Origin of the sequence: Butyrivibrio sp. INlla21 (assembly GCF_900116875.1) — a bacterium.
Classification (GTDB): Bacteria; Bacillota; Clostridia; order Lachnospirales; family Lachnospiraceae; genus Butyrivibrio.
The window spans coordinates 1-15,926 of record NZ_FPCC01000043.1 but is presented as its reverse complement, the minus strand read 5'-3'; the positions used below and the strand labels follow the sequence as shown (position 1 = coordinate 15,926).

The window sequence follows — 15,926 nt, the reverse complement described above, 5'->3', positions numbered from 1 at the left end:
AGAGAAGCTTACAACATGTTCTGCTGCTCGGGAATTCTTTTCAACCACGAGTCAGAGCGCCGCGGCGAGACTTTCGTTACACGTAAGATCACGCTTGCAGCAGCACGTATCGCACAGGGCAAGCAGGATAAACTTTATCTTGGAAATCTCTCAAGTCTTCGTGACTGGGGTTATGCCAAGGATTATGTTGAGTGTATGTGGCTTATTCTTCAGAACGATAAGCCTGAGGATTTTGTTATCGCAACAGGCGTTCAGCACTCTGTTCGTGAGTTTGCACAGCTTGCATTCCACTATGCGGGCATTGAGCTTGAGTTCAAGGGCGAGGGCGCTGACGAGAAGGGTTACGACAAGGCTACGGGAAAGGTACTCATCGAGGTATCACCTGATTTCTACAGACCTACAGACGTTGTTAACCTTTGGGGCGATCCCGGCAAGGCAAAAGAGAAACTCCACTGGAATCCTCAGACCACTTCTTTTGAACAGCTGGTAAAGATCATGGTTGAGCACGATATGGCTAAGGTTGCCGTTGAGAGAGCTAACGAGCACGTAGAATTTAACCTTGCGGAGTTCCTTGAAAAGGGTGTAGATAAGTAATAATCAAAGAAAGTTATTAAAAATGTAATCATATAGGAGGGGGAAATGGAATTAACAATTCTCATGCCATGTTTAAATGAGGCTAAAACAATAGGAATATGCATAAAGAAAGCAATGCATTTTCTTAAAGAGAATCAAATAGATGGAGAGGTACTTATTTCAGATAATGGAAGTACAGATAATTCTATAGAAATAGCGGAATCACTTGGGGCTAGAGTAGTCAATGCACCAATACGAGGATATGGAGGTGCGTTGATTACAGGATCCCAATACGCATATGGTAAATATGTGATAATGGGGGATGCAGATGATAGTTATGATTTTAGCAATTTAATGCCATTTGTATCTAAGCTGCGTGAAGGATATGATCTAGTAATGGGGAATAGATTTAAAGGTGGTATAGACAAAGGAGCTATGCCATGGTCACATAGATATATTGGAAATCCTGTTTTGTCTTTTATTGGAAGATTGTTCTTTAGAAGTGATATTAAAGATTTTCATTGTGGACTTCGTGGCTATAATAGGGAAAGTATATTGAAATTAGAACTACATACTACCGGGATGGAATATGCCAGCGAAATGGTTGTTATGTCTGAGCTCGCAGGGTACAAGATATGTGAAGTGCCAACAACATTAAAAAAGGATGGTAGAGATAGACCACCTCATCTTAGAAGCTTTCATGATGGATGGAGACATTTGAAATTTCTATTGATGTATAGTCCGCGGTGGCTTTTCTTATATCCTGGCTTTTTCTTAATTATTGTTGGATTATTGGGAGGAATAATTCTTTCAATAGGTGAATTTGCAATAGGAACGGTTGTTTTTAGCATACATACGCTTATGTATTGTATGATGTCAATAATATTAGGAGTAAATATAATATATTTCTATACTTTTACAAAAATATATGCCGAAAAAAGCAGATTTATTCCTCATGATAAATCGTTAGATAAGTATGTTGCATTTGGCGAAGATAAAGGTATTTTTGGTGGCTTCTTGATAGCTTTGTTTGGTTTGATTATATCTATAGTAGCACTTGCAATATGGGGGGGTTCAGGGTTTGGATTTATGGAGCCAGAGAGATTAATGAGATTTGTTCTTCCGGCGGCGACTATGATAGAAGTAGGAATTGAAACAATGTTTGCTTGTTTTCTAATGGGAATACTGAAAATAGATTGGAGAGGAAAAAATAATGGCGAAGGCAATTGATTATTTTGCGTATGACAATAAATTATTATCAATCAAAACTTTTTTCTCAATTAGAGCAAGAAAAAAAATGTTTAAAAAATTCATGCAGATGGTAAAGCCTTCGGCTACAGATGAAATATTAGATTTGGGAGCAACTCCGGATGTCAAGCTAGCAGATTCAAATATATTTGATAAAATGTATCCCTATAAAGATAAACTTACTGTTTGTTCTATTGAGGATTGTTCAAATATTGTTGATAATCTTGGCTTGAAAGAGTTTTGCTTTAATGAACCCAAAAAACCTTTGCCTTTTAAGGACAAACAATTTAAAGCGGTTTTTTGTTCTGCTGTTTTAGAACATGTAGGGACACGTGCCGATCAAGAGTTTTTTTTAAATGAATGCTTAAGAGTAGCTGATAAAGTGTTTGTAACGACTCCGTATAGGTATTTTCCTATAGAGATGCATACATTTATACCATTTCTTCATTGGCTACCATGGCCTTTTTTTCAGAAAATTGTATTAAAAACAAAAGGGGAGTTTTGGGCAAGTATTGATAATCTAAACCTTTGTTGTAAGAGAGATATTAAAGAAATGAATTTAAAAAGAAATGTTAATATAGAATTTGTTCATACAGCATTTATGAGATCTAATATGATTATTTGCTGAGGGGGTATATATGCTTGATAAGCTAAAACAATTTTACGATGAAATAAAAACACCTACGTTGTTTTCTATATTTGTGACGGCTTGTTGTTACTTATCATTAATGCCCATTATGTCTATAGCTGGGATTAGTGTATGTGTGTTGACATATCTATTAAGTTATATTTCAGCTAAAAAAATAAAAGAAAATATGGAATGTGTAAGTGCTATTACTGATACATGGTGGAAAAAAGCGCTGATTTTTTTGCTGTTCATATATTTCAATCTAACTATATATGGAGTGGTATTTCTTGAAGATAATGGAATGGATGGTTTTATTTTTTCTCCCAAATTATATATTCCACTGGCGTTAATTTGGATAATACCATTGTTTTTGGGCTTCTTGGCTCTTGTGTCAAAAATGATATCAATATCAAAATTCGAAGCAAGTGGACTACCTAGGAAATGGAAAGTACTAGGGGGTATCTTTTTGATGCTAAATTATGGTCTATGGTTATATGCATTTAATCCGTGTATATCTTCACCAGATTCATCTGTTTTGTTTAATCAGGCTCATCAAATGTTAACTGTTCCAATGGATAATTGGCACCCACCATTTTATGCTATTGTTTTATCACTAATGCTTAAAATATGTGATTCAGCAAGCTTCATTATTGTGGTTCAGTGTGTTGCGTTTTCTATTCTTGTTGTTTGTTTAACGGATTTTCTATTAAAGATAGGATGCCGGCCTATAATTGCGTATTCCGTATATTTTATAATGGGCTTATCGTTTAACAATGTGATGCAGATGGTGACTTTATGGAAAGATATTCCATATATGATATCTATTACTTTACTTACTTTTTTACTGGCTCAGCTTATTATGCAGAAGTTTGATGTTGATAAATTATGGCACATTAAATTCATTCTAGCGATGGTGTTTACATCTCTTTTCAGGCAGAATGGAATAATGCCAACCATGGCTGTATCATTATTTATTATAGGAATAACGCTCATAAAAAAGAAATATAAGTTTCTTATATCAATTGCTTGTTTTGTAGCTATAGTGTTGTTAATAAAAGGACCGGTATATTCATTTTATAAGGTTGAGAGTAAGCCAGGATTAAAGTATTTGGCGCTGGCGAATGATATATTGGGAACTTATTATGAGGGGGAAAGTTCATCTGAAGATGTGTTGATAATGGTAAATAAGATAACGGATAATGATCCGGATAATTTTGCATATAACCCTTATTACACAAAATATAGCGCTACAGCTTTAGATAGCTATTCTGTTCCTGAATTTTTAAAAATATACTTGGACACATTTATAAATCATCCAAGGTCAATGTTTATTCAGATAATGCGTCGTAACTCAGTGTTGTGGAGCATAATAAAACCAGCAAAAGAAATAGCATCCTGCGTAAATTATTTGGGAGAAATGCATGTTGAAAGATGTGTATATCAATATCCCAAACGAGTTCCTAACGTATTTACTGATTTGTTTAGAAAATCAACTACTGGATTAACAAGCAATGCTCTTGTTTTTATATTTGCATGGAGAACTGCTATTTATACATTGTTTTTATTAGGAATATTATTATTTGCTTTTATCAAAAAGAAAGTGCTAAGTATAATTGTTTTTCTCCCAGCTATTTTTAATGCGATATCATTATATATTGCTTCGGGATGGACTGATTATCGTTATTATTGGCCGATTGCTGTCATGGCTATTTTTATTATTCCATTTATGATGATATACTTTCAAACTGATAATCATTAATTATGACCTATTTCAGATTGCTTTTATTAAGAGGAAATCTTTGTACAACATTGTTAGTGGAAATAGATTATAGAATGACATGTTTTATAATGTCAGCAACGCGTATATTTTTAATATACGTGTTGCCATTAATTTTGCAGTAGGATCAAATTATGTGGGATTGTAGTACATTTCATTTATAGAAATGTATCATTTACAAAGGGACTGAACGGATGGAAAAAAAATTTTTTTCATGGAGCAATTATCTTTATATAGGAATGGCGGTTGCTGTGGCGTTATCTTGGATAGATGCGACTAGAGATGGTTTCTACCAGATTCTTCCGATATTGATACTTTTTGCCTTAACCGGTGTTAAAGATAATATCAAGAATATTAAAGCATATTTTTTTAATTATCCTTTGTTTGGTGTGGCAGTATTTCTCTGGACAGTCTTTTTTTCTATTAATAGAACTTCTACTATATCAAACAGATATGCGATTACTGCGTGTCTTGTTGTTTTTGCAGGCTTTTGTATATCTATGTCGGGGGACAAAGAAGTTAAGGGTGCTATGAATAAGCTATGGCTGCTCTTATTTGTGCTTGAGGCGATTGGTGTTATAAAATATTTGGTTATCCATGATTTTTCAAGCAGAATGCTTTTATTCTTTTTAAATCCTATTGCTGAAGGGGATGTTGCAATAGTTCTTGCTTTGATATCACTTTTTTATGTTGATAATATAAAGAAAAAAATAGTCGGCATTGTACTTTCGTTTGCTGTTGTTATAACAGGATCTCTTAGACTGGCAATGGGTATATTGGTTCTTTTACTTGTCATTTATGGCATTTCCAAGCGTAAGCTTTTTTGTGAGATGATTAAGAAAAGAGTGGAAAAAAATGGGAAGCGTTTTTGTGTAGTATCAGCAGTATTGGCGGTGGTGGCAATAATCGCTATCTTTTCGGTAATCATCTTAAAAGGCAGCCTTAGCCTGCTTGATATGCTTTATACGCGTTATTTAAGAGCTTTTGCATCCCTGACAAAAGATGTCTATCTTAATAGATATGGTGATCTGAGCTATAGAGTTAGAGTTACCGCCATTGATCAGGCGTTAAATGCATTTAGACAAGGAAGAAAACTTGAGCGTTTATTGGGACATGGAATGCTGAGTGGGTATTATACGATCAAACCGGCTATGACTTTGCTGCTAAAAGTTCAAGAAGAGTATGCCGGTCCTATAGAGAACGCCTTCATTGCTCTTTTATCAGACTATGGAATATTAGCCTTTATTTTATATTTTGGCGTATATGTGAGTGCTATTTATTCTCTCATAAAGACACGTACAAGATCTGTTAGGGTTAGTTCGGCTTTTGTTGTGGTTATAATGACTCTTAGTGCGTTTATAGATATGGAATATTGGATAAACCTGGCTTTCTTATTGTGGATATTTATAGGTATATATCTGGGAACATTGGTAAAGGAAAGTGAGAAGGCATCTTTATTGCCTGCATTGATATTCAGTACAGTAGTTGCCGCCAATCTGTATCTTTTGCCCAGAGGATATTCGGCGTTTAGGACCGGGATGAATTCTTTGATGAATATAGTAGGCAAAAGCGGAACTATAGTTATTATGCTTGTGGCTTTGGTGATTTACTTGGCGTTTTTATGGAGCGTTTGTTCTTTTGTTTCCAATATTATTCAGCGCGATAAAGTTGGCGTGAAGCAATATGCCATAGCTACAGTTTCAACCGTAGTAGTCCTTAGTATAGTTGCGGTATTCGTTAAGTATTCAATGGACAAGATTTATCCTACTGTACAGGAGCGTGTTGTTGCAGAAAGCGAGATAATAGGGATTATTGATGATAGTTCCACGGGAACTATATACAATGATACATTTCCATCGATCTATAATGATGTATTCAGTGATATTCAAGGTACCTTCTTTGCCGGTGCAAGTATGGCTGCTAAGGAGAATGCATCTGTCATCGTAAGTAGGGAAGAAGAACAATTCCTTTTATCTGATGCAGGCTTTAAGTATCTTCCGATATCTGATCTGGATGCTGTGTATACCAATGACGAAGGTGTAATAACAGCTCTGAACAGCAAAGGATATGATCTTGCGGATTATACTACGGATGTTAGAAAAACGGAAAATTCCGGTGTTTCTGAACCAGATACATATTCTGTAGGAAAAACATATTTATATAAGCCTGTATCCAAAGTCGAGGTATATCCCGGTATATATACTGCATTTTTCAAGCTAAAGCTTGAATCCGGATATCTTGAACAAAACCATCAGGTATGCAGTTTGGTGATATCTGCCAAGGATGCGAAAGAGCCTTTTGCAACTGCCTCAATAAAAAGTAGTGATTTTGATAATAACGGAGAATTGGAGTATTCGATTCCTTTTGAATGTAAAATGAAAGGCTGCTATTTCGCTGTGAGTGTAGACGGCGACTATGATGTATCTGTTGAATCCATCACGTATACCAGAACACCTTAAATGGATTGTGATATGAAGATTGCTATATTGAGTCAATTATAATATCATATTATGGGTTATTGATTAAAATTAAGATGGTTGTACATTATTTATGGGAAAATCTAAGATAAAAGAACAATATCATACAGATAAACGACAGGTGTTCTGCATAGGTAGCAAGGGCATTCCGGCTGAGTACGGAGGATTTGAGACTTTTATGGAGAATCTGACTCTGTGCAAGAAGAGTAGCAACCTTCGCTATCATGTTGCTGTTATGGCAAGGGAAGATTCCAGATATGAGTATAACGGAGCCAAGTGCTACAATGTCAAGGTTCCCGAGATCGGAGCTGCCAAGGCCATTATTTATGATATCAAGGCACTTGCAAGAGCAATCAGGTACTGCGAGGAGAGACCTTCAATAGAGAAGCCGGTTTTCTTTATCATGGCTTGCAGGATTGGACCTTTTATAAAGCATTATAAGAAAAAGATACAGAAGCTCGGCGGGGTATTATATGTCAATCCCGACGGACATGACTGGGAGAGAAGAAAGTGGAGCGCTCCTGTAAGAGCTTACTGGAAGCTTTCCGAGAAGCTTATGATCAAGCATGCGGATAAGGCTATCTGCGACAGCAAGGAGATAGAGAAGTATATCAACAAGGAATATGCTTCCTACAATCCCGATACGACATTTATCGCCTATGGCGCGGATCTTTCAAGATCCACATACGCTGACGATGAGGTTAAATTCACAGAATGGCTTTCAGAGTACAACACTAAGCCTCATGGCTATTACCTTGTAGTCGGACGCTTTGTTAAAGAGAACAATTTCGACATAATAATAAGAGAGTTCCTTAAGAGCTCGTCCGATAAGAAGCTGATAATCATTACGACCGAGAACGGTAAGCTGTTAAAAGAGTATGATGCTAACCTGCACTTCCTTAATAGCGACAGAGTTATCGTTGCTGATTCCGTATATGACAAGCAGCTCCTTAAGAAGATAAGAGAGAATGCCTTTGCCTATATGCACGGACACGAGGTTGGAGGAACCAATCCAAGCCTCTTGGAAGCACTAGCTTCAACGGACGTAAATCTGGTCCTTGATGTTAAGTACAACCATGAAGTTGCTGAGGATGCAGCGGTTTATTGGGACAAGGAAGGCAGGAATCTGTCAGATGTCATCATGCAGGTGGAAGCTATGCCTGATGATCGCAGGGCAGAGTACGGCACTCTGGCCAAGAAACGCATATCCGATGATTATACATGGGAGAGCATAGCCGAGAAATATGAAAAGGTATTTCTTGCATAAGAGACAGAGAGGCTTTTTGATATGAGAGTTGGCATAGATGTTCATATGCTCGGTGATCGCTCGGGTGGAAATGAGAGCTTTTACAGAGGCGTCCTTTCGGGACTGACACCCGATGCCGGAGACGAATACTATTTATTCGTCAACAGCGGCGTGGATGTGACCGAGTACGAAGACAGATTTAAAATAGTTTATTTTAAAAAGAATAGCTCAATATACAGGAACTGCGTTGAACTAAGGAAGCTTTGCAAGACGTACGATATCGACGTACTTCATACGCAGTACTATCTTCCGTTTTTTGCACCATGCAAAACGGTAGTAACGATACACGATCTTTCATTTGAGCATATTAAAGACATATTTACCAAGAAAGAATATATCAAGGACAAGATACTTGTTTCGCATGCGGCAAGGAAAGCCGACATGGTTGTGACTGTTTCGGAGTTCTCTAAACAGGATATATGCACAACCTACGGCACCGATCCGTCCAGGATAGAAGTTGTTTATAACGCTGTAGATTCCGATTTCCGAGTTCTTCCCGAGGATGACAAGATCAGGTCCGAGGTTAGAAATAAGTTCGGAATTGCGGATGACAAATACATTGTTTGCGTAAGTAACCTTCAGCCAAGGAAGAATATTCCAAGGCTCGTAAGAGCATTCTGCAAATATTCGGAGAGTTCAGGCACGGATTATAAGCTTGTTATCGTCGGTAAGAAAGCCTGGATGTACGATGAGATTGAGAAGTGCGTATCCGATAGCAATGGCAAGGTTATTCTTACTGATTATGTGACCAAGGATGAGCTGATAGCGCTTCTTAACGAGGCAGCAGGGTGCGTATATCCTTCTATATTTGAAGGCTTTGGTATCCCGCCTCTTGAAGCTTTGGCTTGCGGCACACCTGTGGCTGCATCGGATATCCCGGTCATGAGAGAAGTTCTTGAGGATAACGATCTATTCTTTGATCCGATGGATGAAGATGCGATCGCTACGGCCATTAAGACTCTTTTGGAGACTGATTGCAAGGTTAATACTGAGATTGTAGGTAGATACTCATGGAAGAAGAGCGCAGACATTCTCAAACAGGTATATAAAAAGGCATAATTGGGTTAGTGACGGCGGATTTATTGTTTCCCAAGCGAGGAATGAACTTGCTTGGGAAATATTTAAGTATAGAGGAATGATATGAAACTGGGATTGGTTGTACTAAACTATAACGATTCGGAAACGACCGTATCATTTTTGAATCAAATACAAAAATATGGAATAATAGAAAAGATCGTGGTTGTGGATAATCATTCTTCGGATGATTCCTTTACAAGGCTTAAAGAGCTTGATAACGACAAGATTGACGTTATCCAAACTAACGAGAACAGAGGATATGCGGCCGGAAATAACTACGGAGTCAAATATTTGACCAAAGAATATGCTCCCAAGTGTATCATCATATCCAATCCCGATGTGTTTTTTGAGGAATCCGTGATAGAAACAATGCTTGGCTATCTGGAAAAGCTTCCGGGGGCTGCAGCTGTTACTTGCAAAATGAATTGCTTATCGGGAATAAAGCTCCCCATAGCATGGAAACTGCCTAAGTATAAGGACTGCTTGGTCCAGGATTCTTATATATTTAAGAAAGTGTTTGGAGATCCTTTGGAATACAAGGAGGACCGGCTTAAATCCGAGATCAGCCTGGTTGATGTACTTCCTGGATCAATGTTTATGACCAAAACAGAAGCTTTTGATAAGGTTGGAGGCTTTGATGAGCACACGTTCCTGTACTATGAGGAAAATATTCTTGCATATAAGTTCCAAAAAGCTGGATATAAGAGTTATCTGATAAACAACTGTTCTTATGACCACAAGCATTCAGTCAGCATAGACAAGAACATAGCATCCGTCAAAAAGCGTTTCGAAGTTGCTTATAAGAGCAGAGAATGGTACTGTAAGGAATATCTTGGGGCAAGTTCCATACAGCTCAAATTACTTCATATTTTCTATAAAATCGGGGTGTTTAACTATTTGATATATAAGAAAATAAAGGGATGAGAAAGTAATATATGAAGATATTATGGATTTCGCCTTTCTTGCCTTATGACAATGTCAGCCATGCCGGAGGCAAGATACTTACTCATTATATTAATTCAATAATAGAGAACACTGACCATGATGTGAGATATGTAGGCTTTGCCAAGCCTTCTGAATATAAACATTTTAGTTTGGATAAGAAGATCAAATGCTATATTGACTTCTATCACGATCATGGACTCAAGAAGCTTGTAAGAAACGCTTATGACCTGTATTCGCTCAAGTGCCCGTTTGACAGAAACGGCAATACCACTACAAGCTACTTGAAATTGTGCATCTTAAGGCGCCTTAAGTCACTTAAAAAAGAAGGCTATGCTCCGGATGTTATAATACTTCATTGGACACAGACGATAGTTTTCGTTAATGAAGTGAAAAAACTCTTTCCTTCAGCAAAGATAGTTGGAATCGAGGAAGATGTCAGCGCGCAGGCCTGCCTTCGTAAATATGAAAATGCTAAAGGCAGCATGCATAAAGTAATCACAAAGATGCGTTATGACAGAATTAAGCAGTCTGAGTGTAAGGCATTAAATAAGTGTGATCTGGTCATACTAAACAATGAAAAGGATAGGAAAATGCTGAAGGATTTTGGCATAAGTTCTTCCGTAAAAGTTTGGTCGCCGTATTATGATAGAATAACAGTTAAAAGGGACGCGGAGCCCAAAAAGAACATTCTCTTTTACGGAGATATGTCTAGGCCTGAGAACTACAGACCGGCGCTGTGGCTTATCGATGAAGTTTTTCCTCTTATAGAGGATATTGGTCTTAAGCTTGTGATACTTGGAGGACATCCTACCAAGGAACTTCTTGACAGAGCTTCGGATAAGGTGATCATAACCGGCTTTGTAGAAGATATCGAGCCTTATCTGTCATCAAGTCTTTGTCTTGCAGCACCTTTGGTTCTTGGAGCAGGTATAAAGATTAAAGTGTTGACCTGCATGGCAGCGGGAATACCTGTCTGCACCAATGATGTGGGTATAGAGGGAATTCCGGCAGATACCGGTAAGCATTACATTTATTGCAAGGATAAAAATGAATATGCCGATGCTATAAAGAAGCTTTATGAGGATAATCGGTTTGCTGAAGATATTGTGGCAAATGCACGCAAACTGATTGATGAGAAATTTGATTATTATAAGAGCAGCGAAGATTTTGCAAAGTGGCTGCAGGATTTAGTATAAAGGAGCGTTGGAGCGATAAAATGAAGGTTTCAAAAGATGAAATAAGGCTGGTACTCAGTCTTGTAAAAAACGACTTAAAATCCAGATATTCAGGTTCTGCACTTGGACTTGTGTGGGCGTTTGTTCAGCCGCTTATAACTGTATTGGTATTCTGGTTCGTGTTTACCGGATTCAGAAATGCGCCGGTTGATAACGTGCCGTTTATCATATGGTTTGTAGCTGCATATATACCGTGGACCTTTTTTAATGATGGTCTTTTGTCAACCACAACAGTTTTTTATGAATATTCATATCTAGTTAAGAAGATGAAGTTTAAGATCTGGATGCTTCCCATAATAAAGCTTCTTTCATCTTTTTGCATTCATTTATTCTTACTTTTATTTGTATTCTTTATGTATCTTGTATACGGATATACTCCAAATGTGGCATGGTTAAGTGTGTTTTATTATTCATTCTGCATATTTGGATTGCTTATCGGCCTCGCATATTGTGTGGGTTCTGTATCAGTATTTTTCAAGGATGCGGCTCAGCTTGTTAATATCATCTTGCAGCTTGGGTTCTGGATGACGCCTGTATTTTGGGACCCCACAACAATGAACGGGAAAGTAATGAAGATACTTAGATTCAATCCGCTCCTGTACGTTATGGAAGGAAACAGAGCAGCTCTCATAGAGAGTGTGAGCTTCTGGAATCGTCCGATTACAGGTACCTTGTACTTTTGGGGCTTTGCGCTGGTTATGTTTATAATAGGATCCAGAGTTTATAAAAATCTTAGTGTGCATTTTTCTGATTTACTATAATTATATGGAGCATTGGTGATGGAAGAAATTGTTGTTAAAGCTGAAAATATTACAAAAGAATATAAGCTGTATAACTCAGAAATGGATAGGCTTAAGGAGGCATTTCACCCTCTTAGAAAGTGCTACCACAAGAAGTTCTTTGCACTTAAAAATGTATCCTTTGAGATTAAAAAGGGTGAAAAGATAGGAGTAATCGGATCTAACGGTGCCGGTAAGTCTACACTTCTTAAGATCTTAACGGACGTCCTTAATCAGACTTCCGGAACTCTTGAGACTAAGGGAAATGTAGCTGCACTGCTTGAGCTTGGTGCAGGATTTAATCCCAACTATACCGGAATGGAGAATATTAAGCTCAATGCCACATTGATGGGTATTCCACAGAGCCGTCTTCCTGAGATTACAGAGAAGATCATAGAGTTTGCGGATATCGGTGACTTTATCAACCAACCTGTTAAGAGTTACTCAAGCGGTATGTTTGTACGACTTGCATTCGCAACACAGATCTTTTCCGATCCTGATATCCTTATTGTCGATGAGGCTCTGTCAGTCGGAGATATAAGATTCCAGCAGAAATGCTACAGGGCAATGGATCGCCTTATGAAGGATAAGACAGTTATTCTGGTTACTCATGACACAGCTGCAGTTACACGTTTCTGCAAAAGGGTAATTTGGCTTAATCATGGCGAGAAAATGTTTGACGGAGACACTGTCGAGGGCCTTCATAGATATCAGGAATATATTTTGCATCGTATCAGCGATGAGAAAAATGCATTCGGTACACATGACGAAGAAGATATGACGGATGAAGATATAGAAGTATCCAGAGAAGAGCGTAAAGAAAACATTAAAATCCCGGATGTTGTTCAGGGCGTTTATAACAAAGGTAACGGAGAAGCAACTATATATCAGTGCGGTTTATTTAATGATAAATACGAGCTTACGGATGTGCTTGAACCCGGTATGAAGGTGCATTGCATTATAAGAATCGAATTCAAGAAAACTGCTGCACGTCCTATTTTCGGCCTTTCGATAAGAGATCGTTTGGGTAATGAAGTTATCGGAATCAATACGGAAACGCTTGGAGTAACACTTGAAAGCGGAACGGGCAAAGTTGAATATGATATGAGCTTTATTGTTCCTCCGCTTAATAAGGGAGATTATTCTGTTGCAATGGCGGTTGCCAACGGATTCCAGGAAGATCATGTTCAGCTGTGCTGGTTGGATGATGCCTTGGTATTCTCAGTTCCAAGACGCGAATATGATATTCCGGGACTTATATATATAAGCAGAGGAAAAGTTCAAGAATATTCAGTTAAGTAAGTAATAAGGAGAAGTAGTTTTGTCCTCAGAAAACAGTAAGATAAAATTCTTTGCGAATGTTATATCAAGATGCATTAAGCATCCCAAGTTTATCTTGGTAGCTTTAAGCCCAAAAAGAATTTTTAATTTTTTTAAGGCACTTAGAACGGAAGGCATGGATGGCGTTAAGCTCCGTTATAAGTATGTGGTAAACGGTGCTGACTGGCGTGAAGGTGAAAAGATAAGAAACGCATTGGATCTTTTTCCGGTCAATAATGACGGAAAAGAAAGATCGATTGATGAATATGAAAAGCTAAGCTTTAATCTGCCGGATTCTCCGGAGGTATCGATAGTTATACCTGTGTATAATCAGTTTGATTATACCTATAATTGCCTAAGAGCAATTAAAAAGCACAGTGGAGATGTCTCTTATGAGATTATCATTGCAGATGATTGCTCAACAGATGCAACAGAGCATATTAAGGAAATCGTATCCGGTATCAAGGCTGTAAGAAATGAAGAGAATCTCAGATTCTTACTTAACTGTAAAAATGCAGCCAAGCATGCTTCCGGTGAGTTTATCTTATTCTTAAATAATGATACACAGGTCCAGGATAACTGGCTTAGACCTCTTATTGAGATTATGAATGATCCTAAAGTGGGTATGACAGGTTCTAAGCTTGTTTATGCTGACGGAAGACTCCAGGAAGCCGGAGGAATCTTGTGGAAAGATGGCTCAGCATGGAACTATGGCAATAAAAAGAGCCCTGCAGGTCCCGAGTTTAATTATGTCAAAGAGGCTGATTATATTTCCGGTGCGGCCATTATGATCAGGAAGAGCCTCTGGGAAGAAATCGGCGGATTTGATGAGAGATTTGTACCTGCATATTATGAGGATACGGATCTTGCATTTGAAGTCAGAAAACATGGTTATAAGGTCATATATCAGCCATTGTCGGTTGTTGTCCATTTTGAGGGCGTATCAAATGGAAATGATGTAAATTCCGGTCAGAAATCGTATCAGGTAGCAAATGGCAAGAAGTTCTATGAGAAATGGAAAGATGTTCTTGAGAAAGAGAATTTCGACAATGCTGAGAATGTTTTTATAGCTAAGGATCGCAGCAGATTCAAAAAGCATATTCTGGTAATAGATCAATATGTTCCGTGGCATGATAAAGACGCAGGATGTAAATGTACATATATGTACTTACGCATGTTCCTGAAGATGGGACTTCAGGTAACGTTCCTGGGTGATAATTTTTATAAGCATGAACCATATACCACAGAGCTGAACCAGCTTGGGATAGAAGTTCTATACGGTGATTATTACCGCAAAAACTGGAAGAGCTTTTTGAAAGATAATCTTAAGTATTTTGATTATGTGTATCTTCAGAGACCTCACATATCATCAAAATATATGGATTTTATAAAAAAGAACAGTACTGCAAAGATTCTCTATTTTGCGCATGATCTTCATCATATCAGAGAAAAAAGAGAATATGAGATCACAGGTGATGTTAAAAAACTAAAGTCCGCAGAAAAGTGGAAGAAGATTGAGTATGATCTTTTTTCAAAAGCTGATGTGGGACATGTTGTAGGAAGCTTTGAGCAGGGAATTATGCAAGAAGCATTTCCGGATAAGCCTATCAGAAATATTCCGCTATATATTTATGATGAGGCTCCTGAAGATATTAGAAAAGACTTTTCGCAGAGACAAGATCTTATGTATGTGGGAGGTTTTGGACATCCTCCGAATATAGATTGTGTATTATGGTTTGGTAAAGAGGTTATGCCTCTCATAGTTGAAAAGTATCCCGATATTAAATGGCATATCGTTGGAAGCAAAGCAACTGATGAGGTCATGGCTCTTGCAAGTGATAACATAATTGTAGACGGATTCCTTTCCGATGAGGACCTTGCTAAGCTTTACAATTCTTGTCGTATAGATATTGTTCCGCTTCGATTCGGTGCAGGTGTAAAAGGAAAGGTTGTAGAGGCTGCATATTATCAGATTCCGCTTGTAACGACTTCTATCGGCGCAGAGGGACTTGATGACAGCATGGGCAACATGCATGTTGTGGATGATGCCAAAGAAATGGCGGAATACATATGCGAATTATACGAGAATTATGATTTGCTCAAAGAAATGTCTGATGCAGGTAAATTATTTATAGAAAAGTATTTCACATCTAAATGCGCAGAAGATATTTTGAGATTGGATATTGATTTATAACTATTACTATTTAAAAGAGTTAGCACTAAGCTTAGTGCTAACTCTTTTTTATTCGTTTTAATTTATGTACTTACAATGTAAGCGTCAAATAATCCGCCTATGATTTAATCCGCAACTATGGTTTACTTTAAAAAACTGAAAAAACTAACTAGTTTTTTAAAGGAGGCCAGGTATGGATCAGATCACACATGATGTTCGCACAGCCCAATGGGCTGAAATTGTTCGCAGTTGTCACGAACGCCCCGCAGGTCAATCAGCCAAGAAATGGCTGGATGAAAACGGGATCAATGAAAAACAATACTACTATTGGCAACGAAGGATAAGAAATCTCGTTGCCGGAACCACCAGCAAGTCATTACCAGCGACT

At 37.8% G+C, this 15,926-nt stretch carries 13 protein-coding genes; all 13 read left to right on the top strand.

Features of this window, described 5'->3' with window-relative positions:
* Positions 1-594: GDP-mannose 4,6-dehydratase (locus BM377_RS15260; protein WP_143104524.1), on the top strand; the 594-nt coding region annotated here is incomplete at its 5' end.
* Positions 595-639: 45 nt separating this feature from the next.
* Positions 640-1,803 carry a glycosyltransferase family 2 protein gene (locus BM377_RS15255; protein WP_092250631.1) on the top strand — a complete coding sequence of 388 codons (1,164 nt, stop codon included), beginning with the start codon at positions 640-642 and terminating at the stop codon, positions 1,801-1,803.
* Positions 1,787-2,449, top strand: coding sequence for a methyltransferase domain-containing protein (locus tag BM377_RS15250; protein ID WP_092250628.1), 663 nt, complete (start codon positions 1,787-1,789; stop codon positions 2,447-2,449). The genes BM377_RS15255 and BM377_RS15250 overlap by 17 nt, the downstream gene beginning before the upstream one ends.
* A 10-nt stretch (positions 2,450-2,459) precedes the next feature.
* Positions 2,460-4,208: a hypothetical protein gene (locus tag BM377_RS15245; protein WP_092250625.1), complete on the top strand. Its 1,749-nt coding sequence runs from the start codon at positions 2,460-2,462 to the stop codon at positions 4,206-4,208.
* A gap of 212 nt (positions 4,209-4,420) precedes the next feature.
* Complete coding sequence (locus BM377_RS15240; RefSeq protein WP_092250622.1) at positions 4,421-6,685, top strand: hypothetical protein; 2,265 nt, start codon at positions 4,421-4,423, stop codon at positions 6,683-6,685.
* A 91-nt stretch (positions 6,686-6,776) separates the two neighbouring features.
* Positions 6,777-7,970, top strand: coding sequence for a beta 1-4 rhamnosyltransferase Cps2T (gene cps2T, locus BM377_RS15235; protein ID WP_092250619.1), 1,194 nt, complete (start codon positions 6,777-6,779; stop codon positions 7,968-7,970).
* A gap of 21 nt (positions 7,971-7,991) precedes the next feature.
* Entirely contained in the window at positions 7,992-9,068 is a 1,077-nt protein-coding gene (locus BM377_RS15230) for a glycosyltransferase family 4 protein (RefSeq protein WP_092250616.1), read from the top strand.
* 81 nt (positions 9,069-9,149) lie between these two features.
* Positions 9,150-10,010, top strand: coding sequence for a glycosyltransferase family 2 protein (locus tag BM377_RS15225; RefSeq protein ID WP_092250613.1), 861 nt, complete (start codon positions 9,150-9,152; stop codon positions 10,008-10,010).
* Positions 10,011-10,021: 11 nt separating this feature from the next.
* Entirely contained in the window at positions 10,022-11,227 is a 1,206-nt protein-coding gene (locus BM377_RS15220; protein ID WP_092250610.1) for a glycosyltransferase, read from the top strand.
* A 20-nt stretch (positions 11,228-11,247) separates the two neighbouring features.
* Entirely contained in the window at positions 11,248-12,027 is a 780-nt protein-coding gene (locus BM377_RS15215; protein ID WP_092250607.1) for an ABC transporter permease, read from the top strand.
* 18 nt (positions 12,028-12,045) lie between these two features.
* Positions 12,046-13,347: an ABC transporter ATP-binding protein gene (locus BM377_RS15210; protein WP_092250604.1), complete on the top strand. Its 1,302-nt coding sequence runs from the start codon at positions 12,046-12,048 to the stop codon at positions 13,345-13,347.
* Positions 13,348-13,366: 19 nt separating this feature from the next.
* Positions 13,367-15,559, top strand: coding sequence for a glycosyltransferase (locus BM377_RS15205; protein ID WP_092250601.1), 2,193 nt, complete (start codon positions 13,367-13,369; stop codon positions 15,557-15,559).
* A gap of 172 nt (positions 15,560-15,731) precedes the next feature.
* A partial coding sequence (gene tnpA, locus BM377_RS15200) for an IS66 family insertion sequence element accessory protein TnpA (RefSeq protein ID WP_442857318.1) occupies positions 15,732-15,926 on the top strand: 195 nt, incomplete at its 3' end.